General features: G+C 67.7%; 23 protein-coding genes. 11 read left to right on the top strand and 12 right to left on the bottom strand.

Annotation, left to right across the window (positions count from 1 at the left end):
• Positions 1 to 9 precede the first annotated feature (9 nt).
• From ACSION_RS18410 to def, 7 genes are all read right to left on the bottom strand, one after another.
• Positions 10 to 1038 carry a CDP-glycerol glycerophosphotransferase family protein gene (locus tag ACSION_RS18410; RefSeq protein ID WP_435307216.1) on the bottom strand — a complete coding sequence of 343 codons (1029 nt, stop codon included), beginning with the start codon at positions 1036 to 1038 and terminating at the stop codon, positions 10 to 12.
• Complete coding sequence (locus tag ACSION_RS18405) at positions 1038 to 1853, bottom strand: glycosyltransferase family 2 protein (protein WP_435307215.1); 816 nt, start codon at positions 1851 to 1853, stop codon at positions 1038 to 1040. The genes ACSION_RS18410 and ACSION_RS18405 overlap by 1 nt, the downstream gene beginning before the upstream one ends.
• A gap of 66 nt (positions 1854 to 1919) precedes the next feature.
• Entirely contained in the window at positions 1920 to 2987 is a 1068-nt protein-coding gene (locus ACSION_RS18400; RefSeq protein ID WP_435307214.1) for a glycosyltransferase, read from the bottom strand.
• A 116-nt stretch (positions 2988 to 3103) separates the two neighbouring features.
• A complete protein-coding gene (locus tag ACSION_RS18395) occupies positions 3104 to 4357 on the bottom strand; it encodes an O-antigen ligase family protein (RefSeq protein WP_435307213.1) in 1254 nt (417 codons plus the stop codon).
• Positions 4358 to 4570: 213 nt separating this feature from the next.
• Positions 4571 to 5866, bottom strand: a complete 1296-nt coding sequence (gene rsmB / locus ACSION_RS18390; protein ID WP_435307212.1) for a 16S rRNA (cytosine(967)-C(5))-methyltransferase RsmB — start codon at positions 5864 to 5866, stop codon at positions 4571 to 4573.
• The gene (fmt, locus tag ACSION_RS18385) at positions 5863 to 6783 is read right to left on the bottom strand and encodes a methionyl-tRNA formyltransferase (RefSeq protein WP_435307211.1); all 921 of its coding nucleotides are present in this window, start codon (positions 6781 to 6783) and stop codon (positions 5863 to 5865) included. Before fmt ends, rsmB begins: the two co-directional genes overlap by 4 nt.
• A gap of 71 nt (positions 6784 to 6854) precedes the next feature.
• Positions 6855 to 7367: a peptide deformylase gene (gene def, locus ACSION_RS18380; RefSeq protein WP_093488435.1), complete on the bottom strand. Its 513-nt coding sequence runs from the start codon at positions 7365 to 7367 to the stop codon at positions 6855 to 6857.
• Between the two features lie 132 nt (positions 7368 to 7499).
• Here def and ACSION_RS18375 point away from each other — a divergent pair, with 132 nt between their 5' ends.
• From ACSION_RS18375 to ACSION_RS18330, 10 genes are all read left to right on the top strand, one after another.
• A complete protein-coding gene (locus tag ACSION_RS18375) occupies positions 7500 to 8624 on the top strand; it encodes a LysM peptidoglycan-binding domain-containing protein (protein WP_435307210.1) in 1125 nt (374 codons plus the stop codon).
• A gap of 78 nt (positions 8625 to 8702) precedes the next feature.
• Positions 8703 to 9878: a DNA-processing protein DprA gene (dprA, locus tag ACSION_RS18370; RefSeq protein ID WP_435307209.1), complete on the top strand. Its 1176-nt coding sequence runs from the start codon at positions 8703 to 8705 to the stop codon at positions 9876 to 9878.
• Positions 9875 to 10348 carry a DUF494 family protein gene (locus ACSION_RS18365; protein ID WP_093488439.1) on the top strand — a complete coding sequence of 158 codons (474 nt, stop codon included), beginning with the start codon at positions 9875 to 9877 and terminating at the stop codon, positions 10346 to 10348. The genes dprA and ACSION_RS18365 overlap by 4 nt, the downstream gene beginning before the upstream one ends.
• Positions 10349 to 10375: 27 nt before the next feature.
• On the top strand, positions 10376 to 11098 hold the full coding sequence (locus ACSION_RS18360) for a GYF domain-containing protein (RefSeq protein ID WP_435307208.1): 723 nt from the start codon (positions 10376 to 10378) through the stop codon (positions 11096 to 11098).
• Between the two features lie 50 nt (positions 11099 to 11148).
• On the top strand, positions 11149 to 12051 hold the full coding sequence (locus ACSION_RS18355; RefSeq protein WP_435307207.1) for an RDD family protein: 903 nt from the start codon (positions 11149 to 11151) through the stop codon (positions 12049 to 12051).
• Positions 12052 to 12115: 64 nt separating this feature from the next.
• Complete coding sequence (locus tag ACSION_RS18350; RefSeq protein WP_435307206.1) at positions 12116 to 13153, top strand: RDD family protein; 1038 nt, start codon at positions 12116 to 12118, stop codon at positions 13151 to 13153.
• A gap of 207 nt (positions 13154 to 13360) precedes the next feature.
• Complete coding sequence (locus ACSION_RS18345) at positions 13361 to 15877, top strand: DNA topoisomerase I (RefSeq protein WP_435307205.1); 2517 nt, start codon at positions 13361 to 13363, stop codon at positions 15875 to 15877.
• A gap of 21 nt (positions 15878 to 15898) precedes the next feature.
• Positions 15899 to 16462, top strand: coding sequence for an L-threonylcarbamoyladenylate synthase (locus ACSION_RS18340; RefSeq protein WP_435307204.1), 564 nt, complete (start codon positions 15899 to 15901; stop codon positions 16460 to 16462).
• A 60-nt stretch (positions 16463 to 16522) separates the two neighbouring features.
• Positions 16523 to 17245 (top strand): DUF4124 domain-containing protein, encoded by a 723-nt coding sequence (locus ACSION_RS18335; RefSeq protein WP_435307203.1) that lies wholly within the window; start codon positions 16523 to 16525, stop codon positions 17243 to 17245.
• Positions 17242 to 17880 (top strand): DUF4124 domain-containing protein, encoded by a 639-nt coding sequence (locus tag ACSION_RS18330; RefSeq protein ID WP_435307202.1) that lies wholly within the window; start codon positions 17242 to 17244, stop codon positions 17878 to 17880. The genes ACSION_RS18335 and ACSION_RS18330 overlap by 4 nt, the downstream gene beginning before the upstream one ends.
• 9 nt (positions 17881 to 17889) lie before the next feature.
• Here ACSION_RS18330 and ACSION_RS18325 read toward each other — a convergent pair whose 3' ends face one another.
• Both ACSION_RS18325 and ACSION_RS18320 read right to left on the bottom strand, forming a co-directional pair.
• On the bottom strand, positions 17890 to 18945 hold the full coding sequence (locus ACSION_RS18325) for a type 1 glutamine amidotransferase domain-containing protein (protein ID WP_435307201.1): 1056 nt from the start codon (positions 18943 to 18945) through the stop codon (positions 17890 to 17892).
• A 62-nt stretch (positions 18946 to 19007) separates the two neighbouring features.
• Positions 19008 to 19784 (bottom strand): SDR family oxidoreductase, encoded by a 777-nt coding sequence (locus ACSION_RS18320; protein ID WP_435307200.1) that lies wholly within the window; start codon positions 19782 to 19784, stop codon positions 19008 to 19010.
• Between the two features lie 58 nt (positions 19785 to 19842).
• Between ACSION_RS18320 and ACSION_RS18315 the strand changes: the two genes are divergently transcribed.
• Positions 19843 to 20100, top strand: a complete 258-nt coding sequence (locus ACSION_RS18315; protein ID WP_435307199.1) for a hypothetical protein — start codon at positions 19843 to 19845, stop codon at positions 20098 to 20100.
• 3 nt (positions 20101 to 20103) lie between these two features.
• Here the strand turns inward: ACSION_RS18315 and ACSION_RS18310 are convergent, their stop codons facing one another.
• From ACSION_RS18310 to sppA, 3 genes are all read right to left on the bottom strand, one after another.
• Positions 20104 to 20490 carry a hypothetical protein gene (locus ACSION_RS18310; RefSeq protein WP_435307198.1) on the bottom strand — a complete coding sequence of 129 codons (387 nt, stop codon included), beginning with the start codon at positions 20488 to 20490 and terminating at the stop codon, positions 20104 to 20106.
• The gene (locus ACSION_RS18305) at positions 20487 to 20957 is read right to left on the bottom strand and encodes a hypothetical protein (RefSeq protein WP_435307197.1); all 471 of its coding nucleotides are present in this window, start codon (positions 20955 to 20957) and stop codon (positions 20487 to 20489) included. Before ACSION_RS18305 ends, ACSION_RS18310 begins: the two co-directional genes overlap by 4 nt.
• Positions 20958 to 21099: 142 nt before the next feature.
• Positions 21100 to 23004 carry a signal peptide peptidase SppA gene (sppA, locus tag ACSION_RS18300; RefSeq protein WP_435307196.1) on the bottom strand — a complete coding sequence of 635 codons (1905 nt, stop codon included), beginning with the start codon at positions 23002 to 23004 and terminating at the stop codon, positions 21100 to 21102.
• Positions 23005 to 23010 lie beyond the last annotated feature (6 nt).

The raw sequence follows: 23010 nt of genomic DNA, 5'->3' as shown, positions 1-23010 counted from the left end.
TGGCAGCGCTCAGGCCGGGCCCCAGTACCCGATGCGCTTGCGGATCTTGAGCTTCCGCCAGAAATTCATCGGCTTGGGCTTCGGGTTGCGTGCGCCCGCCGCGATGAAGGCATCGATGGCATCGAGGACGCGCTCGCTGGAACGACCATCGCGGTAGGGATGGATGCTGTCGGCGTAAGCCGCGATCGCTTCCATCAGCTCGGGCGGCCGCGACAGTGCGCGGCGGATCGCCGGCTCGAATTGCGCAGGATCGTCGATATCGATCAGCTGCGGGCCCGGACGGCGGTTCTTGAACGTCACCACCGGCTTGTGGGTCAGCAGGAACTCGTTGAGCGCGGACGAGGTGTCCGAGCACATCATGTCCACCTGTGGGAACAATTCCAGGATGTTGTCGTCGTCCGCGAAGCGCAGGTGTTCGTTCTCCAGCGCGCGGAACTTCGCCACGGTGGACGGATCCATCTTGGGGTGGAAGGTGACGATCCACTTCCATTCGCCGGTGCGCGAAAGCCGCTTCACTTCCTCGTACAGCGTTTCTGCAGCGCTCCACGACGGCGAGAACGTCGAGTGGTAGAGGATGACCGGCGGCTGGCGCACGGGTGGCACGCCACCGGCGATTTCCTGCATGAAGGGGTCGATCTTCGGCCAGCCGGTCTCGACGACGCGGAAATGGCCCACCTTGTCGGCGATTGCCTTGAACTGCGCCGTGTCGCGTGGCCCGGTAGTGCAGTAGAGATCGAAGAACCCACGGATGTAGATGTGGCGCGGCTTGCCCGCGTCGAAGCCGTGGAAGGTTTCCACTTTCACGCCGGGGAAGAAGTGCGGCACCGCATTGCTGCCGGTGATCACGGCGATCGCGTTCCAGCGACGGACCTCCTCGGTCGTCGTCAGTAGCTTCTCGTCGGGATGCAGGTCCTCGGCGCCGGGGCCGTCGAAGAACCAGGCCGCCTCGCCGCCGCGCGCACGGATGGCCTCCTGCACGGGCCGCAGGATCGCCAGCGCATAGCGCTCGGAGCCGTAGAGGAGGTAGTGCTTGGCCATCAGTGTTCCAGTCCGTGTTGGGCGAGCTTGGCGTGCGCGGCGTCGATGGAGGCCGGGTTCCGCTGCATTTCGTAATAGCGCATGCGCTTGTAGACGGCGTAGCTCGCCGCCGTCTGCGCGATGATGAAGCCGCGCCAGCCATCCAGGCAGGCCAGGCGCAGCACGTAGTCCTTGAAGAACGTGGACAGGTAGACCAGCGGCGTGAGCCACATCCGCACCGGGCGCCGCTTGTCGCGCCAGTCGAGCGCCTTGAGTTCGCTGTAGCGCAGGACCTTCAGCTGCTTGTGCGCCAGGCTGGGATTGTCGGCATGGTTGAACGGCGCCTTGAACTCGGCCGCCTCGCCGTCGAAACGCAAGGATTCGTGCACGCGCGCATCGGTCCAGCGCGCGCGTCCGCGATGGTAGAACCGCGCCATCCGCTCGCCGACCATCGGCCGGTACCAGCGCATCGGCGCGCCCATCAGCCAGGTGCTCCGACGCAACCAGGCGCCGGCCTTGTCGGAGGCGATCAGAGCGGGCAGCGCACGCTGCAGGTCGGCGGCCAGCTCGGGCGAAAGGAACTCGTCCGCGTCCAGCACCAGGATCCAATCGTGGGTCGCGTGCGTGCTGGCGACATTCCGCTGCGGGCCGAAGCCGAGCCAATCCTGGTGGACGACGCGCGCGCCATGGGCCTGGGCGATGGCGACAGTGGCGTCGGTGCTGCCGCTGTCCACGATCAGCTTGTCCGCGGCGAACGGCACGCTATCCAGGCAACGCGCGATGTTGGACGCCTCGTTGTGGGTGATGACGACGAGGGAGACGGGCAGGAGAGACATGCCACGATTCTACCCGCAGCGACGGCTACGCCCGCGCGCTACAGGGTCGGCAAGGCGCGCTGGGCGCTACGCCTGCGCTGCAGGCAGCGGGACGTACGCCTCACCCGGGGCCGCGGGCAGCCGTCGTGTCGCGTTGACCGTGCCGGCACCATCGATCATCGCCGCCACGGCCGCGGCCAAGCGCTCGCGGAAGGCCCGATCGTTCTGCAGATAGAAGTCGCGGGCCGCGGCCTGCTTGGCCTTGATCTGCGCCTCATCCAGCGTCAGCGCCGCCGTCACCGCGCACTCCAGCGCCTCCGCTTCGACCAGGTAGCGCGTAGCCAGTTGCTGTTGGCCGGTCTGCGAGAACGGGATCAGCACGCCGCGCTCGGCGGTCACCAGTTCGTTCATCGGTTCGGCATCGGTCGTAAGCACGATCGCCCCGGCACTCAATGCCTCGACGATGTAGTGGCCGAAGCCTTCGGTCTCGGAAGGACACAGGTGGAACAGGTTGGCGTTCTGGATTTCGCGCAGTTCGGCGTCATCCAGGTAGTCCACCCGGTGGACGATATTGGCCGCCTGCGGGCGGAAGTCCGCCATGCGCGGATGTTGCACCACGGTCAGCACCGGCCACTCGGGGTGACGTGCCCAGGTCTCCAGCACCAACCGCGTGCGCTTGGCGCTGCTGCGCCCAGCCAGGTGCAGGAAGCTTCGCTGACGCGGCACGCTGTCCAGGTGGCGGTCCGTGCTGGTGAACCCGACGGGCGCGACCTCACAGCCGTGGCGGTGGAAGATGCCCGTGGCGTGCGAGGTCTTGGTGAGCACGCGGTCGACCCGCGGCAGGCGGCGCACGTCGCGCGGCAGGCACCATTCGGGGTTCGGAATGAAGGCATTTCGCTCGGCCGCCCCAAAGAACTCCGGGGTGATGTGTTCGAGCATCAGATTCAGGTCGAAGCGCTTGCGCCGGGCCAAGCGCCGGCCCGCGATCGCCGCGCGCTGGAACCAGGGACCCAACCATTTGCGCAGCTTGCCGCGCCCGCGGGCCGGCTGGATGGCGACCTGGAATCCTGCATCGCGCAACGCCTGCTCGATCAGGCGCAAGTCACGGCTCAAGCCGACACCGTTGTCCCAACCGATCAGGTTGACGTGGCGCATAGGGGGGCACTGCAGGGGGGAGCGCAGAGTGTAGGAATCGCTTGATGACTCAAATGTGAGAGAACGCGCGGTCTACAAAGGCGTTCCACCGACATTTAGAAATGTGAAACGAAACTTCAGCTACGCCCGTCTGGCCTGTCCGGCGCTGGCAACGGCGATAACGCGCAGCCCAGCAGCAGGCCGACGATGACAACGTAGGCACTGGTGCTCAGCGCATGCGAGAACATCGACTGCGTCAACCCTGATACCAGATAAACCGCGACCAGCATGCCCGCGGTCCAGGCAGCACCGACGGGCACGTCCGGCTTGAGCCGGCGGACCTGGCCCGCCGCGATCATCAGGGGCGCGCCATAGAGCAGCAGCAGGGCGGCGATGCCGCCGATCCCCATCGTCGCACCCCACTGTGCGAGATCGTTGTGCGCATGTTCGAGGCCGCAGAAGTGTCGCGGCGCCTGCTGGCAGTAGCGGCTGTCGTCCACGCGCTGGGCGAAGCTCCCCACGCCCACGCCCGTCAGCGGCGCCGATCTGAAGGCGCCCCAGGCGACCGTCAGCAGCCCCATGCGCGCACTGATGGGCTGGTCGACCTGGTCGTTCGAGTAGCCGGAGACGTCCGCGTGCACTTGATCCAGCCGGAACTGCGTGGACAGCCAGGGCACCGTCCACAGCGCAACGAACAGCGCCGCGAAGAGGCCCGACACCATCGCCAGCCGTCGCCACCGATGCTGGGGAGCGCCGCCGACGAAGAGCATCAGCAGGACCAGGACCAGCCCCGGCAACGCGCCCCGGCTACCGCTCAGGGTGATCGCCACCACGGCCAGCGCCACGATGAGGGCCAGCAGCAGTTGCATCGAAAAGCCGGTCCGAGCGGGTCGGGCGAATACGGCGACCACCAGCAGGACCAGTACCGCGTTGGCGAACACGATGGGGTTGGCTTCGCCGCCGGCCCGCGGCGCACCCGACCACGTTTCCATGATCGACAGGACGAAGGCGACCAGCAGGCCGGCCAGCGCACCGTACCAAAGGCATGAGGTGCGGATGCGGGTCACCCAGGCCAGCCATGCGCACCATGGCAGCAACAGGCATCGCGAGACGTTGTCGAGAGCGGAGAGATTCGCGCCACTGGCCCACGCCGAGAATGCCGACATCGCCAGCACGGCGAGCACGGCGAGCATCAGGCCCAACACGGCGCGCGGAAGCCGCTCGCGCGCAGACCGCCAGGCCTCGGGCAACGCAACGCACGTCGCGACCAGCATCAGGGCGGCGAAGATCGAAAGTCCCTTGGGCACGACCAGCAGGGCGACGGCGCTGAAGCCCGCCAGCCACGCGAGTGCGCGTGCGACATCCTGTCGACGATGGCTCCTGACCTGCATGACCTCGGGTTCTGCGTAGTGCGACGGCACGTTCAAAGGTGCAGCGACCGGACGGGATGGGAACCTGAGTCTGCTCCTTCCATCCCGCTCAGGCGTCAAGCCTGGGTGACGTCATGGTGACACTGCATCAGCTCGCAGTATCGCCGAAATAGCCCGCTGGCATGCCGCGCGTGGTCACAACCGCGCGACCGCGGCTGCATCCTGCAATCGCGTTCACGCTTTTCGGAGGGTGGCGTAGAAGAAGCCGTCCATATCGCGCTCACCGGGCAGGCACTGGCGACCGCCGGCATCCTCGCGCCCCCAAATAGCACCGAGCGGCTCGATCACGGCCTCGGGATGGCGTCCGCGGAAAGCATCCACCTGTTGCGCATTCTCGGCACGCAGGACCGAACAGGTGGTGTACACCAAGCGGCCGCCCGGCCGCAGTACGTGCCAGGCGGCGTCCAGCAAACGCGCTTGCAGGCGCGTCAGCGCGTCGAGATCCTCCGCGCGCCGGTGCAGCAGGACATCCGGCTGGCGGCGCACGATGCCGGTAGCCGAGCAGGGAGCATCGAGCAAAACGGCATCGAAGGGCTCGCCGTCCCACCATGCGGCCGGATCGGTCGCGTCGGCGGCCTTCATCTCGGCGCGCAGGCCTACCCGCTGCAGCGTCTCCTGGACGCGCTGCAGCCGACGCGCATCCACGTCCATCGCGAGCAAGCGACGGGTCGGGTCACGCTCCAGCAGGTGCGCCGACTTGCCGCCCGGCGCTGCGCACATATCGAGCACGCGTGCCCCCGACGGAAGTCCTTCCACGAGATCGGCAACGCGTTGCGCTGCACCGTCCTGCACGGACACATCCCCCTGCGCGAAGCCGGGCAACGTCGTGGGCGCCACCGGCTCTCGCAACAGCAACGCATCCGGCATGTCGTCCGGCGCTTCGGTCGACAGCCCGGCCTCAACAAGCCGCTGACGGTATGCGTCGCGACTGCCATGCTGCCGGTTGACCCGCAGCCACAACGGCGCTTCGCGCATGCTCTCGGCGAACAGCGTGTCAGCCTCGGCCGGCCAATCCTTCCGCACCTGAGCGCGCAGCCAGGTCGGCCACGCCGACTCGGGCGTCGACGCGGGCAGGCCGTCGCGCTGGGCACGCCGCAGCAGCGCATTCACCAGCTTGTCCTGATGGGGGCGTCCAAGCACGCGTACCGCTTCCACGGTCGCCGAGACCGCGGCATGCGCCGGCAGTCCCAGCACGACCAGTTGCGCGAAGCCTACGTGCAGCAGGGCCTTGAGTTCGTTGTCACGAGGACCGAGGGGCCGGGGCATCCATTGCGCCAGTGCGGCATCGCTCCGCGTCCGCGCGCGCAGCACGGCGAAACAGATGGCTTCCAGCAGCGCGCGGTCGCGCACGTCTTCGATACCGGGCAGGGTGTTGGCCAACTCGGCCTTGAGCGATCGGCCGCGATGCATCACGGCATCGACCACGCGTGTCGCCAGCACCCGCACCGCCACGCCGGCTTGCCCAGTCACGACGTCACCAGGTCGCGCCGCGCGTTGAGGTAGTCGGCCGCGGTGATCGCTTTCCCACCTTCGCGCTGGACGACGCGCAGACGTAGCACGCCATGGCCGCATGCGACGTCCAGCCCCTGGCGACTCGCGCCCAGCAGGGTGCCCGGCGCCGCCTCGTGCGCTTCGTCCACGGCCACGGCACCGTGAATGCGCAACCGTTCACCTGCCAGATGCGCCTCGGCCACCGGCCATGGATTGAAGGCGCGCACCTTGCGCGCCAGCGCCTCCGCCGGCTGCGCCCAGTCGAGTTTCGCTTCGGCCTTGTCCAGCTTGTGCGCGTAGGTCACACCCTCCTCCGGCTGGGGATGCGGCGGCAGGCGGACGCCAGCACGCAGCAGGCCCAACGCATCCCGCAGTACCTGGGCGCCCAGGTCGGACAGCCGATCGTGCAGCTGCCCACCGGTCTCTTCCGCGCCGATCTCGAGGCTTTGCGCCAGCAACACCGGGCCGGTATCCAGCCCGGCCTCCATCTGCATCAGGCAGACGCCGGTCTCGTCATCGCCGGCTTCGATCGCGCGCTGGATCGGCGCGGCACCGCGCCAGCGGGGCAGCAGCGAGGCGTGTACGTTCCAACAACCGTACTGCGGGATGTCGAGCACTGCCTGCGGCAGGATCAGACCGTAGGCCACGACGATCATCACGTCGGGCTGCAACTCGCGCAGCGCGTCCTGGGTAGACTTTTTCTTCAGCGACAGCGGCTGCAGCACGGGGATGCCACGCTGGATCGCCTCCAGCTTCACCGGCGACGGCGTGAGGCCGCGTCCGCGGCCTGCGGGACGATCGGGCTGGGTGTAGACGGCCACCACTTCATGGTGGGCATGCGCGGCGCGAAGGCTGGGCACGGCGAACGCCGGCGTGCCGGCGAAGACGATTCTCATGGGGCGGGTTCCGGTAAAGGGCTGGCGGGACGGGTGGGGTCGGACCCGCGCATCCCGTCCCCGCGGTCGCCTCAGGCGACGTGCTTGCGCTGTTTGGCGAGCTTCTTGCGCACCATCTCGCGCTTCAGCGGCGAGAGGTAGTCCACGAACAGCTTGCCGTCGAGGTGGTCCATTTCGTGCTGGATGCAGACCGCGAGCAGACCATCGGCACGCAGTTCCTGCGGTTGGCCCTGGCGATCGAGGAAGCGCACCGTGATCTCATCGGCCCGGGTGACATCGGCGAAGATGCCGGGCACGGACAAGCACCCTTCCTGGTAGACCTGTTCGCCGGCCTGCTCGCTCAGCTCGGGATTGATGAAGACCTGCGGCTGGTTCTTCTCCTCGCTGACGTCGATGACCATGAAGCGCTGGTGCACGTCCACCTGGCTGGCCGCCAGGCCGATGCCCGGTGCGTCGTACATGGTCTCGAACATGTCGTCGAGCAGGCGCTGGAATTCGGGCGTCGTCACGTTTCCGGCGTCGACCGGTACCGCCTTCGTACGCAAGCGGGGGTCGGGGAATTCGAGGATGGAGAGCAGTGCCATGGTACGTCTCGAGATGGGGGTGCCTGCGGAATCCGGCAAGGCCTCACGAATTCTAACAAGGGCGCTTGCGTTGCGCCGGGTTTTCTGGACTATAGTGCTGACCACCTGTCGGGGAATCAGGTAGATACCGCCATGTTTAAATATTTTCGTACGGTTCTCGCCGTTGCGGTGCTGACCGTCGGCACCTACGCGACCGCGGCCGAGATGGCGGGGAGCCATCCCGACACTTACGTGGTCAAGCGGGGTGACACCCTGTGGGACATCTCGGCCCGCTTCCTCAAGAAGCCGTGGCTGTGGCCGGAGATCTGGCAGGCCAACCCGCAGATCCAGAACCCGCACCTGATCTATCCCGGTGACGTCATCAGCCTGGCGTACCTGGATCGCGTGGCCGTGCAGCCGGGTCCGCGCCAGGACGCACCACTGAATGCCATTCCCCTGTCCGACATCGAGCCGTTCCTGAAGGATCGCCGCGTGGTGGACAGCTTCGAGGGCCTGCCGCACGTGGCCGGCCTGGACGAAGATCGCCTGCGCAGCTCCGGTGGCCACAACATCTATGTGCGCGGCCTGGACGGCGCCCAGCCCGGCCAGCGCTTCGCCATCGTCCGCCCGACCGCCCGCTTCACCGACAATCCGCGCTCGCAGGACCTCGATTTCCGCGGCAAGACGATTCGCGGCGAAGTCGACATGTGGAAGGAAGTCACCGAGCAGACCGGCAAGGGCGAGTTGCTGGGTTACGAACTGGCCAAGGTCAACCTGGCCACCTTCACCCGCGGCGTAGTGCCCGGTACCGAAGTCAGCACGCTGCTGGTCGACATCGGCGGCATGGAAGTCCGTGTCGGCGATCGTCTGATCCCGGTGGACGCCCAGCCGTACGACCTGCACTTCTTCCCGCACCCGCCGGCGGCCGATCCGGCTGGCAAGCTGCGCGTGCTTGCCGTGGCCGACGCACTGACCTCTGGTGGCCCGCGCGACGTCATCGCCATTTCCGGCGGCCGCCTGGACGGCGTGGACAATGGCACCGTGTTCTCGATCTGGCGCAACGGCAGCCACGCGGCCAACCGCATGGCGCATCCGGAATCCTCGCGCGTCAGCGAATCGCCGAAGTCGGGCGCAGGCCGCGTCACCTTGCCCGACGAGTACGCCAGCCACGCGATGGTGTTCCGCACCTTCGACAAGGTCAGCTACGCGCTGGTCATGGAAGGCGTGGAAGCGACCCGCGTGGGTTACGAGCTGAAGCACCCTGACGCGACCTACTGATCCGCTTCAGGCAACTCCTACGCACCACTGCGACGGCGCCCGAGGGCGCCGTCGTCGTTTCCTGCCTACGCTCGCGGGATGCCCAACGAAGACGTGAACGCGCTGGCTCGGCTCGTCCTGGCCGGCGGCCCCGTATTACCCCGTCGCCGGCTACTGGAGGCACATGGCACGCCCTCCGCGGCGCTCGGCGCCGGCCATGCCGCATGGCGTGACGCCGGCTTGGCTTCGACGCAGGCCGACGCCCTCCGCAACCCGGACGACGAGGTGCTGACGGGCACCCTCGCATGGCTCCAGCGCCCGGGGCATCACCTGATCGGTTGGCACGACGCCGACTACCCCGCGCCCCTCCGTCGCGGCCCCAGCCCGCCGCTCGCGCTTTTCATCGAAGGCGATCCTGGCCTGCTTTGGCGACCCTCCGTGGCCGTCGTCGGCAGCCGCTCGCCGACCGCAGGCGGGCGCGAGAACGCACAGCGTTTCGCCCGCGCCCTCGCCTCGACCGGCATCGTTGTCGCCAGCGGCTTGGCGCGGGGAATCGACGCTGCCGCCCATGAAGCCACGCTCGCCACCACCGACGGCGCCACCATCGCGGTGGTGGGCACCGGCACGGACCTGGCCTATCCGCCGCACCACGCCGGCCTGCGCGACCGCATCGCCGCCCACGGCGCGGTCGTCAGCGAACATCCGCCGGGCACCCCGGCGCTGCGCAGCCACTTCCCGGCCCGCAACCGGATCCTCGCGGGCCTGGCGCTGGGCACGCTGGTGGTGGAGGCCGCGGAGCGCTCGGGCGCCTTGATCACGGCTCGCCTGGCAGTCGAGGCGGGCCGGGAGGTCTTCGCCGTCCCCGGCTCCATCCACAACCCGATGGCGCGCGGCTGCCACCGCCTGATCCGCGAGGGCGCGGCCTTGGTCGAAGGCGCGGATGACATCCTCAGTGCGCTGGCACCGCTGGCCGCTGATCTCGCCAATGCACTGCGTGAACGCCTTGGCGAAACTGAATGGGGACCCCCGCCCAGCGCGGGGAACGCACCTCGTGCGTTGGCACCGGACTACCAGACCTTGTGGGAAGCGCTTGGTCATGACCCAACAGGTATGGATCAGCTCGTCTCACGTACCCGATTGACGGCCGCGGAACTGTCCTCCATGCTGCTGGTCATGGAACTGGATGGCTTAGTAACGGCGGAACACGGCCGATACCAGAGAAAGACCGGTTTCTTCACCTCCACAGCGTCGTCGACGCAGGCCGAGGGGCAATGAAAGAGAGCATCCTGGACGTACTGCTTTACCTGTTCGAACACTACTTCACCGAAGACGCGGACCCGGTCCGCGACCGCGACTCTCTCCAGAACGGCCTGATCCAGGCCGGCTTCAGCCCCACCGAGATCAGCAAGGCCTTCGACTGGCTCGATGCACTCGCCGACCAACGGCCCAGTGCAGCGAACCCGCGCGTGGGCGGCCCGACCCGTGTGTTCCATGGTCCTGAGTTGGAAAAGCTGGACGTGGAATGCCGCGGCTTCCTGCTTTTCCTGGAGCAGCACGGTGTGCTCGACGCAGACCAGCGTGAACTGGTCCTCGACCGTGCGATGGCCCTCGACCAGGACGAACTGGACCTGGACGACCTGAAGTGGGTCGTGCTCATGGTGCTGTTCAACCAGCCCGGCTCGGAAGCCGCCTACGCCTGGATGGAAACCCAGATGTTTGCCGACGAGCCCGAACCGGTACACTGAGACGTCGGTACCGCTTCTGGGGGAAGCATGTCGGGTTGGTATTACGCCGACCGGAGCCGTGAACAGCACGGCCCGGTGACGGCGGAAGAATTGGGGACGCACTACCGCTACGGTCGCATCACGCTGGACAGCCTCGTCTGGCGCGAAGGCTTGCCACAATGGCTGCCATTGCGCGATGTCGCCGACGAACTCGGCCTGCATGCGGCCATCGACGAAACGACGTCTACGGCGCCTCCACCGGTGCCGCCAGCCATCGCGCCAGCACGGGCCGCCCCGCCTCGATCCATACCGGCACCGCCTCAGAAACAAGGCATGTCCGGCGGCAAGGTCGCCTTGATCGTCGCCGCCGTCATGGTGGTGCCGTGCATCGGCATTGCCGGCATCCTCGCCGCGATCGCGCTTCCGGCCTACCAGGACTACACGCTGCGCGCCAAGGTCGTGCAGGCGGTCAGCGCGAGTCAATCGCTGAAGGTCGACGTGCAGGAGTTCCACATCAACCAGGGTCGGTGCCCCCGCAACGGGGAAGCCACGTTCGGTACACCCGATAGCTATGCCAGTACGTACGTCACCCGCGCCACCATCGGTGAGTTCGAAGACGGCACCTGCGGGTTCGAACTGGAGCTCGGCAATTTCGGCAACACCAACATCGACGGCCGCAAACTGTGGTGGGACCTGGGTAGCGACCACGCAGAGTGGCACTGCTCGTCTGAAGTCGAAGACAAGTGGTTGCCGATGGATTGCCGCGGCTGACAACGTCAGCGCGGCGACGCGGGCCGCGCACATGACAGGGGAACACGGGAATGACGCACTGGTACTACGCCGACGCCGGGGGGCAGCGGCAGGGGCCTTTCACGGCCGATGAGCTCGCTGCGCACGCGCGCAACGGCCGCCTCACCGCGGAGTCGCTGGTTTGGCGCGATGGCCTGGACGATTGGCAGCCCTTCGGGAATTTCGCCTCCGAGCTGGACGTCCCCGTTACCGCGCTGCCACCGATGGAACCCGTCGCCGAGGAGGCACCCGATCCGGCGCACGTGCCGTATGCGCCGCCCAGCGCCCAGCTCACCTCGACGCACAGCTTCGTCGCTGGCGGTCGTGTCGTGCAGGCGGGCTTGTGGAAGCGCTTTGCCGCGTCGTTCATCGACAACATCGTCACCACCGTCATGAGCTACGCGTTGATCGTCCCGCTGATGCTGCTCGGTGTGAGCGTCATGGGCGCCGGCGGCGGCGACAACGCGATGGCGACCGGTGCCGGCGTGGCGGCCATCCTGGCGATGTACCCGATCCTGATCCTGGCACCCTGCGTGTACTTCGGCTGGATGCAGTCTTCGTCGATGCAGGCAAGCCTGGGCAAGCTCGCCGTGGGGATCAAAGTGGTGCGGACCAGCGGCGAACGCGCCGGATTCTGGCGCAACTTCCTGCGTGCGCTGGCCTATGTGATGTTCAGCGCCGTCACCTGCGGCCTGGGCGTGTTGATTTCGGCGCTGATGGTCGCGTTCACCGAGCGCAAGCAGGCGCTGCACGACATGATGTGCGACACGCTGGTGGTCGACAAATGGGCGTTTACCGCCCATCCGGAGCGCCAGCGCGAAGACCTGGGCACGGTAACCATCGTGATCCTGGTCCTCGCGGCTGTCGTGATCGTTGGCGCGATCGCCATGTATGCCGTGATGGGCGCCATGATGCTGGGCAACCTGCCTTCGTGAACACCCGCCGCCCGCTTCCTTCTCTCTCCCCTTGATCGCGGGATCCTCCCCGCAGGCACCTCACATGACCCAGTGGTATTACGTCGATCCGCAACACCAGCGACAAGGGCCCGTCGCTGCGGAGTCCATCGCCCAGCTCTATCGCTCCGGTGCACTGACACGCGCGTCGCTCGCATGGCGCGAGGGCATGTCGCAGTGGACGCCGCTGGGCGACATCGCAGCGGAACTGGGAATCGGTGATCCGGCGCCCGCCAGCGCACCCGTCGCGTCGGCGATCCCGCCAGCACCCATGGCCGTCGAAACCGAAGCACCCGTTGAGCGCCCCCTCACCGGACGCGCGGTGTTCACCGCTAGCGAACCCACCTACACCCAATACACGCCCCCGCACGCCAGCCCGTCCGAGCCCGTTGTCGCGCGCACCGCGGCGACGGCGGATAGCGGCGCGCCCACCGCTTCGCCGTATGCGGCGCCGCGCGCCGACATCGGCGGATACGCCGGCAGGCCGGTGTACGAAGGCCACGTGGTCTATGCAGGATTCTGGAAGCGGGTGGCGGCCAGCGTCATCGATGCCTTCGCCATCGGTATTCCGGTGGGCATCGTGGCAGCCATCGTTGGCGGTCTGCTGGGCTTCGGCAGCTCGTTCGCCGGCGGCCTTTCCGGAGCCGCCGACGTGCTCAACCCCGGCGAGACGATCACGTCCTATCTGCTCACCGCCATCGCGTACGCCTGGTTCCATTCCACGGCAGGCCTGACGGCCACGCCTGGCAAATTGGCGATCGGGATCAAGGTGGTCCGGACGGACGGCGAACGGATCAGCTTCCTGCGCGGCTTCGGCCGCTACTGGGCCTACCTGCTCAGCGGCCTGCTCCTGGCCATCGGCCTGATCATGGCCGCCTTCACCTCCCGCAAGCAGGGCCTGCACGACCTGATCTGCGACACCCTGGTCGTCGACAAGTGGGCCTTCACCTCGCAGCCGGAGCGCCAGCGCGACGAACTGGGCACGGTCGCCCTGGTCGTGTTGATCATCTTCGGCGTGCTGCTGGTGGGCGCCTTCATCCTGATGGCGGTGGGCTTCGCGGCACTGGCGTCGATGGGCCGCTGAGCCCGCTCCGGGGCGCGACCCGGTTCACGGAACCCGCCCTCCGTCCGACGGCACGGCTTGACACGCCCGGCCCGGGCGTGATTCCACTATAAATAGGAAATCTGAACGCCCGGGGCCCCCGCCCCGGGCGTCCGCTTCTCTGGCGCCCGCATTTGGGCCACCCTAGCCGGCCCCGGACGGCCCCTCGAATCCCCCTGAATCCCTGACATGCCCAAGCACCTGCTCATCGTCGAGTCGCCCGCCAAGGCCAAGACGATCAACAAATACCTCGGCAAGGACTTCACTGTCCTGGCGTCCTATGGCCATGTCCGGGACCTGGTGCCGAAGGAAGGTGCGGTGGACCCGGACAACGGGTTCGCGATGCGGTACGACCTGATCGACAAGAACGAAAAGCATGTCGAGGCCATTGCCAAGGCGGCCAAGGGCGCCGACGACATCTTCCTGGCGACCGACCCGGACCGCGAAGGCGAGGCGATCAGCTGGCACATCGCGGAGATCCTGAAGGAGCGCGGCCTGTTGAAAGACAAGCCGCTGCACCGCGTGGTGTTCACCGAGATCACGCCGCGCGCGATCAAGGAAGCCATGAACCAGCCGCGCCAGATCGCCGGCGACCTGGTCGACGCCCAGCAGGCGCGCCGCGCGCTGGACTACCTGGTGGGCTTCAACCTGTCCCCGGTGCTGTGGCGCAAGGTGCAGCGCGGCCTGTCCGCCGGCCGCGTGCAGTCGCCGGCGCTGCGCATGATCGTCGAGCGCGAGGAAGAGATCGAAGCTTTCATCGCGCGCGAGTACTGGAGCATCGAGGCCGAGTGCATGCACCCGCGCCAGGCCTTCACCGCCAAGCTGACGAAACTCGACGGCCAGAAGTTCGAACAGTTCACCGTCACCGACGGCGACACTGCCGAAGCCGCGCGCCTGCGCATCCAGCAGGCCGCACAGGGTTCGCTGCACGTCACCGACGTGGCCAGCAAGGAGCGCAAGCGCCGGCCCGCCCCCCCGTTCACCACCTCCACGCTGCAGCAGGAAGCCTCGCGCAAGCTCGGCTTCACCACCCGCAAGACCATGCAGGTCGCGCAGAAGCTGTACGAAGGCGTGAACATCGGCGACGAGGAAGGCACCGTCGGCCTGATCAGCTACATGCGTACCGACTCGGTGAACCTGTCGGCCGAGGCGCTGACCGAGATCCGTGACGTCATCGCACGCGACTTCGGCACCCAGGCGTTGCCCGACAAGCCGAACGTCTACCAGACGAAAGCCAAGAACGCCCAGGAAGCGCACGAGGCCGTGCGCCCGACCAGCGCGCTTCGCACACCGGCGCAGATGGCGCGCTACCTGAGCGACGACGAGCGCAAGCTGTACGACCTGATCTGGAAGCGCGCCGTCGCCTGCCAGATGGTGCCCGCCACGTTGAACACCGTCAGCGTCGACTTGGCCGCCGGCAGCCAGCACAGCTTTCGCGCCAGCGGCACCACCGTGATCGATCCGGGCTTCCTGGCCGTGTACGAGGAAGGCAAGGACCAGAAGAACGCCGAGGACGAAGACGAAGGCCGCAAGCTGCCGGCGATGAAGCCGGGCGACACGGTCCCGCTGGACCGCATCCATGCCGACCAGCACTTCACCCAGCCGCCGCCGCGCTTTACCGAAGCCGCGCTGGTCAAGGCGCTCGAGGAATACGGCATCGGCCGTCCGTCGACCTACGCCTCGATCATCCAGACGCTGATCTTCCGCAAATACGTGGAAATGGAAGGCCGCGCCTTCAAGCCCAGCGACGTGGGCCGCGCGGTCAGCAAGTTCCTGTCCGGGCACTTCACCCAGTACGTGGACTACGACTTCACCGCCAAGCTGGAGGACGAGCTCGATGCCGTCTCCCGCGGCGAGGAAGAGTGGGTGCCGCTGATGGAAAAGTTCTGGGGCCCGTTCAAGGAACTGGTCGACGAGAAGGCCGAGACTGTTGATCGCAGCGAAGCCACCGGCGCGCGCGAGCTGGGTACCGATCCCAAGTCCGGCAAGCCGGTCAGCGTCCGCCTCGGCCGCTACGGACCGTACGCGCAGATCGGCGACAAGGACACCGACGAAAAGCTGGAGTTCGCCTCGCTGCGCCCCGGCCAGTCGATGCACACCATCACCCTGGAAGACGCGCTGGAGCTGTTCAAGCTGCCGCGCAAACTGGGCCAGGACAAGGACGAGGAAGTGAGCGTCGGCATCGGCCGCTTCGGTCCGTTCGCCAAGCGCGGCAGCACCTACGCCTCGCTGAAGAAGGAAGACGATCCGTACACGATCGACCTGGCTCGCGCGGTGTTCCTGATCGAAGAGAAGGAAGAGATCGCGCGCAACCGCATCATCAAGGAATTCGACGGCAGCGACATCCAGGTGCTGAACGGCCGTTTCGGCCCCTACATCAGCGACGGAAAGCTCAATGGCAAGATCCCGAAGGATCGCGAGCCCGCCTCGCTGACGCTGGAGGAAGTGCAGAAGTTGCTGGAGGAAACCGGCAAGCCTGCGCGCCGCGGCTTCGGCGCCAAGAAGGCCGCCGCCAAGAAAGTGGCGGTGAAGAAAGAAGCGACCAAGAAGGAAGCGGCACCGAAGAAGACGGCGGCCAAGAAGGCGCCCGCCAAGAAGGCGGCGAAGAAGGCCACCAAGAAGACCGCGACGAAGAAGGCAGCGACCAAGAAAGTGGCGAAGAAGTCCGTCGCCAAGGCCGCCGCCGGGGACGACGCACCGTTCTGATCCCCTGCCAGCCCGCACGCCATGCCCATCGAAAGGACCATCGAGGAAGCCGCGGAAGTGATCCGCAGTGGCGGGATCGTCGCCTATCCCACCGAAGCCGTGTGGGGCCTCGGCTGCGATCCGTTCGATGAGGGCGCCGTGCACCGGCTGCTGGCAATCAAGCAGCGGCCGGTGGAAAAGGGCCTGATCCTGATCGCCGCCACGCTGGAACAGCTCAAACCGCTGATCGATGTGGCCGCGGTGCCGACCGACCGCCTCACCGAGGTGCTGTCGAGCTGGCCCGGCCCGCACACCTGGGTGATGCCTGCTACCGCGCAGGCGCCGCGCTGGATCACCGGCCAGCACCGCGGCATCGCCGTGCGCGTCAGCGACCATCCCACCGTGGTGGGCCTGTGCCAGGCCTATGGCGGCGCGCTGGTGTCCACCAGCGCCAACCTGAGCGGCAAGCCGGCCGTCAGCGATTACGAAGCACTCGATCCGGCCCTGCTCGCCCGCGTGGACGCCGCCGTGCCCGGACAGACGGGCGGCCTGGCCCGCCCCACCGCGATCCGCGACGCACTGAGCGGCCAAGCGCTGCGTGAATGACGGGGCGCCCTCGACGGCGCCCGGCTTTCCATCTGATTCCCACGCGCGCACGATGGTGGCATGCCGCGCCTCGCCCTGCTCCTGCTGCCGGTTTTCCTGATACCGACGCCATCCTTTGCGCAGGCGACGAAGTCGGCCGCCCCTGCGGACGTCACGATCTACCGCTGCACCAACGCCAGTGGGGCCCTGACACTGCGGGATTCGCCGTGCCTGAAGGGCGAGAAGCAGGACGTCCGCACCCTGCAGCGTCCGCGCGATCCTGCGCCTGTCGCGCGCCCGGCCTCCACGCCTGCCGTATCCGCCGCGCCGGCATCCAACACCATCGTGCAGGTGGTGTATCTGTCTCCGCCGCGCCCGATGTACGAATGCGTGACGCCCGACGGCGAGACCTACACCAGCGACAACGGCGAAGGGAACCTGCGCTGGGTGCCGTACTGGTCGACCGGCAATCCGGTGCTGCCGCGCAACGACTACACGAGTTCGGCCAGCGTCTCGGGCAACGTATCGATCGGCAATGGCACGCTTTCGTTCCAGAGCGGCGATCCAAGGCCGCCTCGTCCTCCGCGGCCGGGCCACGGTGGCGCGGGATACGCGCCGGGCGGCGTCTGGATCCGCGACACCTGCCACGCATTGCCGCAGGCCGAGGTCTGCGCGCGCCTGTCGGACCGGCGCTACGAGATCCTGCGTCGTTACGGCAGCGCGATGGCGAGCGAACGCCGCACGCTAGACTTGGAACAGCGCGACATCGACGCGCGCATCGCCAACGATTGCAGGAATCCATGAGCCTTACCGCACGTTCCGTCGCCTACCGCCTGCTGCTCGCGGCCTGTTGCGCCCTCGCACTGCCGGCCACGCAGGCCGCCGAGGTCGTCATCTACCGCTGCACCGACGCCAGCGGCGCGCTGACGCTGCAGAACGCACCCTGCCCGAAGGGCACGAAGCAGGAGCAGCGCACGATGCAGGGCGTCAACACGGTGCCGATGGCGCCGGGGGGCGCGGCGTCGCAGGCGCCTGCCGCATCCTCGCCCGGGAAGAAGCCGGAGGCTGCGCCCGCTGCCTCTGCGTTGCCGGCGCGCGCGGCGGATGCGCCGCGCCTGCCGCCGCCGGTGCTGTTCCAGTGCACCACCTACGACAAGGACACGTACGTCACCGAGGAGAGCGAACCGGCCTCGCGGTGCGTTTCGCTACGTACCACCGGCCTCGACGGCAACCCGCGGTCCGGTGCGGGGCAGGCCTGCGAGGTGGTGCGCGATACCTGCGCACGCGTGCCCGATGGCGGCCTGTGCGATGCGTGGAAGAAACGCCGCGACGAGACCGAAGTCGCCTACCGCTTCGCACGGCGCGAGAACGCCGAGAAGAATCGCGCGGAGTACGAGCGCGTCGCGCGCATCCTGTCGGAAAGCGACTGCGGGAAATAGCGCCCGCCGTCAGCCCAGCGCCAACGCCAGCAGGTGCCCGGCTTCATCCAGGCGTCCCCCCATGCCTGCGACCAGCGCGTGCATCAACAGCAGATGCTTGTCCGCATCCGGGTGGGCATGGCGCACCCGGCGTGCGGCATCGATGCCGTCCCGGCGGTAGGCCGCCAGCACCTTCACCGCTTGCTCATCGCGGCCCGGCGTTCGCATCGCAGGCTCGTGACCCAGCGCACGTACCATCGCCTCCGCAGTCGACCAGGTCGACCATGGGTTCTGCCCGGTGATGATGCGACCATCGATCACCGTGTTGTCCAGGTACATCGGACCTTCCACATAACGCGCGCCCCTCTGCACCAGCCGGTCCTGCAGCAGGTAGGGAAATCGCACGCGGGCGTCCTTCATCAGGAACAGCTCCTCGTCGTTGCTGAAGCCCGCCACGCGGCGCCCGCGCAGCAGCGGGCTGCCGTCCTCCAGTGTCACGTCCAGCAGGGCGGCCGGCCCGTGGCAGACGGCACCGATCACGCCACCGGTCCGGTACACCTCGCGCACCAATCGCTGGATGTCGGTGTTGCCCGGGAAATCGAACATCGTGCCCTTGCCGCCGACGAAATACACCGCCACGTACCGCGCAGGGTCCACTTCGCGCAGTGGCAAGCTGCGCTCCAGTCGCTTCTGTGCGTCGGCATCGTTGAGGAAGGCGAAGTCGGTGGCCACCATGTCCTCGTCATCGCGTCGCATCGGCGGCGAGCCACCCTGCGGACTGGCGATGTCCACGTCGTAGCCACTGGCCCGGAACACGTAATACGCGCGCGCCAGTTCGGTGAGTTCGAAACCGGCCTTCTTTTCGCCACCGGGAAAGTGGGAGGTGCTGGTGACCACGGCCAGGATCCGCCCTCGCGGGGGAGATGTCGCGCCACGCATGAAATCCAGGTCGGCCACCGTGCTGCGCGCATCCGCGCGCGGCTGGCTGCCCAGGTCCAGCGCATGCACGTAGGCGAAAGCGCCGATACCCGCCACCAAGGCCAACAAGCCGCCCAACTTCGCGATCCGCCATAGCCATCGCCGCATGTCCGCACCTTCTTCTCCACGAGAAGCGGACGATGACGGAACGGGATCAAACGAACGTCAATTCAGAACCCGTAGCGCAGGAAACCGCCATCCACCGCGATGCATTCGCCGGTGATGTAGCTGGAGGCGGGCAGGCACAGGAAGCCGACGGCGGCCGCGACTTCCTCCGGCTCGCCGATGCGGCGCATCGGCGTGCGTGCGATCACTTCGTCGTAGTAGTCCGGGTCCGAGAGCGGACCGGAGGTGCGGCGCGTGCGGATGTACCAGGGCGCCACCGCGTTCACGCGCACGCCATCCTCGGCCCATTCGGCGGCCAGGCTGCGGGTCAGCTGGTGCAGCGCGGCCTTGGTCATGCCGTAGGGTGCGCCACTGCGCACGGCGGTGATGCCCGACACGCTGCCCACGTTGACGATGCTGGATGCCGCGTGCCGCGTCAGCAGCGGATGCGCGTAACGCGACAGCTCGAAGGCGGAGAAGAGGTTGGTCTCGAAGATGCCGCGCCACTCGTCTTCGGTGTAGTCCACCGCGGCGCGCGTGACGTTGCCGCCGGCGTTGTTGACCAGGATGTTCAGGCCATCGGCATGGTCTTCAGCCCAGTCGAGGATGGCGCGGCGATCCTCGTCATCGGCGACGTCGGCGGCCAGCACGCTGATCTCACGCTCGGGGAATTCTTCGGCAAGATCCTGGCGCGCATCCTGCAGCGCATCCGCATCCCGCGCGACCATCAGCACGTCGGCGCCGAATCCCAGCAGCTCGCGCGTGATCGCCAGCCCGATACCTGCACTGGCTCCGGTCACGAGCGCCAGTTGTCCTTCCAGTCGCCACCGGTTCGCCGCCACGTGCGCCTCCTCCTTCGTTGGGCGTAGCATAGCGCCACGTCACACGAGGATCGTCGTCATGCCCGGGATCCGCTTCGCCCTGCTCGCCTCGCTTGTCCTGCTGGCCGCGGCATGCCGCGCACCCGAGCCGCCGCCCACCGACGAGCCGCCGGAACCGCAGGCCACCGCATCGACGACGCCCAGCGGAACCGAACTGCGCGATGCGGTGCAGGCGCCGATCCAGAAGGCCGAGGCGGTGGAAGCCCAGGTGCAGGCCGCGGCCGATCGCACGAACGCCGCTGAAGCCGACGCGACCGGCGACGCCAGCGCACCCTGAGGGTCAGCCCTCGCCGTCGGCGGCGAACTCCATCCAGCGCCACTGCCCGTCGACGCGACCGAAGTAGAACAGGTAGGGCGCGCACGACAGCACGTAGCGGTCGTCTTCTCGCAACGGCGGCGCCGTGCGCAGGCAACGACGGACGTCGGCCGTCAACAAGGCCGGCACCACCATGCGCGCGACGTCGGCGCGGTCATGAGGTTCGCTTTCGAACAGGAACGGCACCTGCGTCATTCCCGCGATGGCCTCGGCGTCATTCGCGACGATGGCTGCTCGCCAGCGCGCCAGGAAAGCGCCGAAATCCGCCTCGGCATCCATGGGCTGCGCGGCAGCGATGCCGCACGCGAACACCAGCAACAACACGATGCAGGCCTGCATCGTTCGTTTCATTCCGGCTCCTTCTCGCACACCGCAGGCGGCGCATCGCCGGCGCACGCGCGCGGCCAGCTCGGCAGGCGGAGCGACACCCAGGGATGGTCGTCCAGGCCTTCGCACGCAGGGGCTGGCGCATAACCGGCCGGCAGCGCAACGCCGGGCATGTCGCAAATGCGCGGTGCAGGGGCGTCCTTCATGGTGCTCACCACGCGCTGGAGGCGCCCGTCCCGAAACCACAGCGTCGCCCAGCGCCACGGCGCAGGATCGACATCCATCACCCACAACGTCTTGCAGCCGGTGTAGTCGTCCGGCAGGTCCGCATTGCGGGGATGCACCAGCATGAAGCCACCTGGTGTCGCCACCACGCCGGCGTCATCCGGCGCCGCCCCACGCACGCAGGACGGCAGGTCAGGCAGCAACGGCTCCACCGCCCAGGCATCACCCGCGCATGCCAGCGCGCTCATGGCCATGGCAGCGCTCATCCAACGGTTCATCTGCATCCCACGCGTGCATCGATGCCGCATACAACGGGGATTGCGCGCGTGCCGGCCATCGCACGGCACACACGAAACGGGCCGCCCGGTTGCCCGGGCGGCCCGTGGGATCAGGCGATGTCGCGGGAGATCAGAACCCGCAGAAGCAGTACGCCAGCGTCTTCACCGGCGCGCCATTGCGGTCGTTCACGGCCTCGTCGACGAAGCGCAGCTGCGCTTCTATCTCCGGCAGGCTGCGGGCCAGCAGCGCACGGGCGAAGTCGGAATCCTTCAGCCATGCCGCCCCCAGGCGCGTGCCGGCCAGGCCGGACATGAACTGCGAGAACGGCGAGGCGGCCTTCTCGATGTAGCGCACGCGGTAGGCATCGGCATCGCCGAGCTTGGCGCGCTTGGCCGCATCGGCCAGCGCCGCGTCCATGCCGCCCAGTTCGTCGACCAGCGCGCGTTCCTTCGCCTGCGCACCGCTCCACACGCGGCCGCGCGCGACGGCGTCGATGTCCTCGACGGATTTCTTGCGCGCATCGGCGACCTTGCCGGTGAAGTCCGCATAACCCTTGTCGATCACGGACTGGATCACCTGGCCGACGGCCGGGTCCAGCGTACGGGTGATGTCGAACGCGCCGGCGAAGCGCGTGGTGCCCACGCCATCGGTATGCACGCCGATCTTCTCCAGCGCGCGCGGCACGGTGGGGATCATGCCGAAGATGCCGATCGAACCGGTGATCGTGGACGGATCGGCGTAGATGCGGTCGGCATTCATGCTGATCCAGTAACCGCCCGACGCGGCCAGGTCGCCCATCGAGACGACCACCGGCTTGCCAGCCTTCTTCAGCTCGGCCACTTCGCGGCGGATCTGTTCGGACGCGAACACGCCGCCACCGGGCGAATCCACGCGCAGCACCACGGCCTTCACGTCTTCATCGTCGCGCGCCTCGCGCAGCAACGCCGAGGTGGACAGGCCACCGACGCGGCCGGCCGGCTGGTCGCCGTCGGTGATTTCGCCTTCGGCCACGACCACGGCGATCTGCGGGCGGCTGTCGAGCGGGTTCTTCTTCGCGTCGATCTGGGTCAGGTAACCGGCCAGGCCCACGGCGCGGAAACCGGTCTCCGAATCCTCGTCGGCCACGCCGCGTTCGATCAGCAGGTTCTCGACTTCTTCCTGCGTCTTCAGGCCATCGACGAGCTTCTGCTGCAGCGCGTACTTGGCCAGGTCGCCACCGGCGGCGGCGACGCCTTCCGGCAGGGTGTCGATGCCCGCGGCCAGCGCTTCGGGCGTGGTCTTGCGCACCTTGGCGATGTCGGCGAGCAGGCGCTGCCACACGTCGTTCATCCAGTACAGGTCGGCTTCCTTGGCTTCCTTCGACGCGGCGTCGAGCACGTAGGGTTCGGCAGCCGACTTGTATTCGCCCACCTTGAACAGGTGCACGTCCACGCCGAGCTTCTCCTGCAGGCCCTGGCGGTAGTACTGGCGATAGCGGCCCAGGCCCTCGAGCACCAGGCTGCCCATCGGATCGATGTAGACCTCGTTGGCCTGCGCGGCCAGCAGGTACTGGGTCTGGCTGAGGTTCTCGCCGAAGGCGACGATCTGCTTGCCCGAGGCGCGGAACTTGGCCAGCGCCGCGGCGACTTCACGCAGCGAGGCGTAGCCGGTCGGCTGCAGCTGGTCCACGCGCAGCAGCATGCGCTCGATCTTCTCGTCCTTCTGCGCGGCCTCGATGGCGCGCACCAGGTCGCGCAGCTGCACTTCCTCGCCGCTCTTGTCGCCCAGCGCCTTGGCCAGCGCGCGCGTGGCGGGGTCGGCGGTGAACTGCTCCACCAGGCGGCCTTCCGGCGCCAGCACGAAGGTCGTGCGTTCCATCAGCGGCTTCACCCCGCCACTGCCGGCGGCAATGATGAAGAAGATGAAGATCAGGAACAGCAACCCGAAGAAGATCAGGTTGAGGACCAGCTTGCGGGTGAAGTTCATCACGTCCCACAGCCCCACGAAGAACGTGGCGACCGGGCTGCGGCGAGGTGCAGGTGCGACTTGGTTCATGGAAGA

Origin of the sequence: Pseudoxanthomonas sp. LjRoot125 (assembly GCF_964252705.1) — a bacterium.
In the GTDB taxonomy this organism is placed as follows: domain Bacteria; phylum Pseudomonadota; class Gammaproteobacteria; order Xanthomonadales; family Xanthomonadaceae; genus Pseudoxanthomonas_A.
This window is presented reverse-complemented; position numbering and strand designations above follow the sequence as displayed.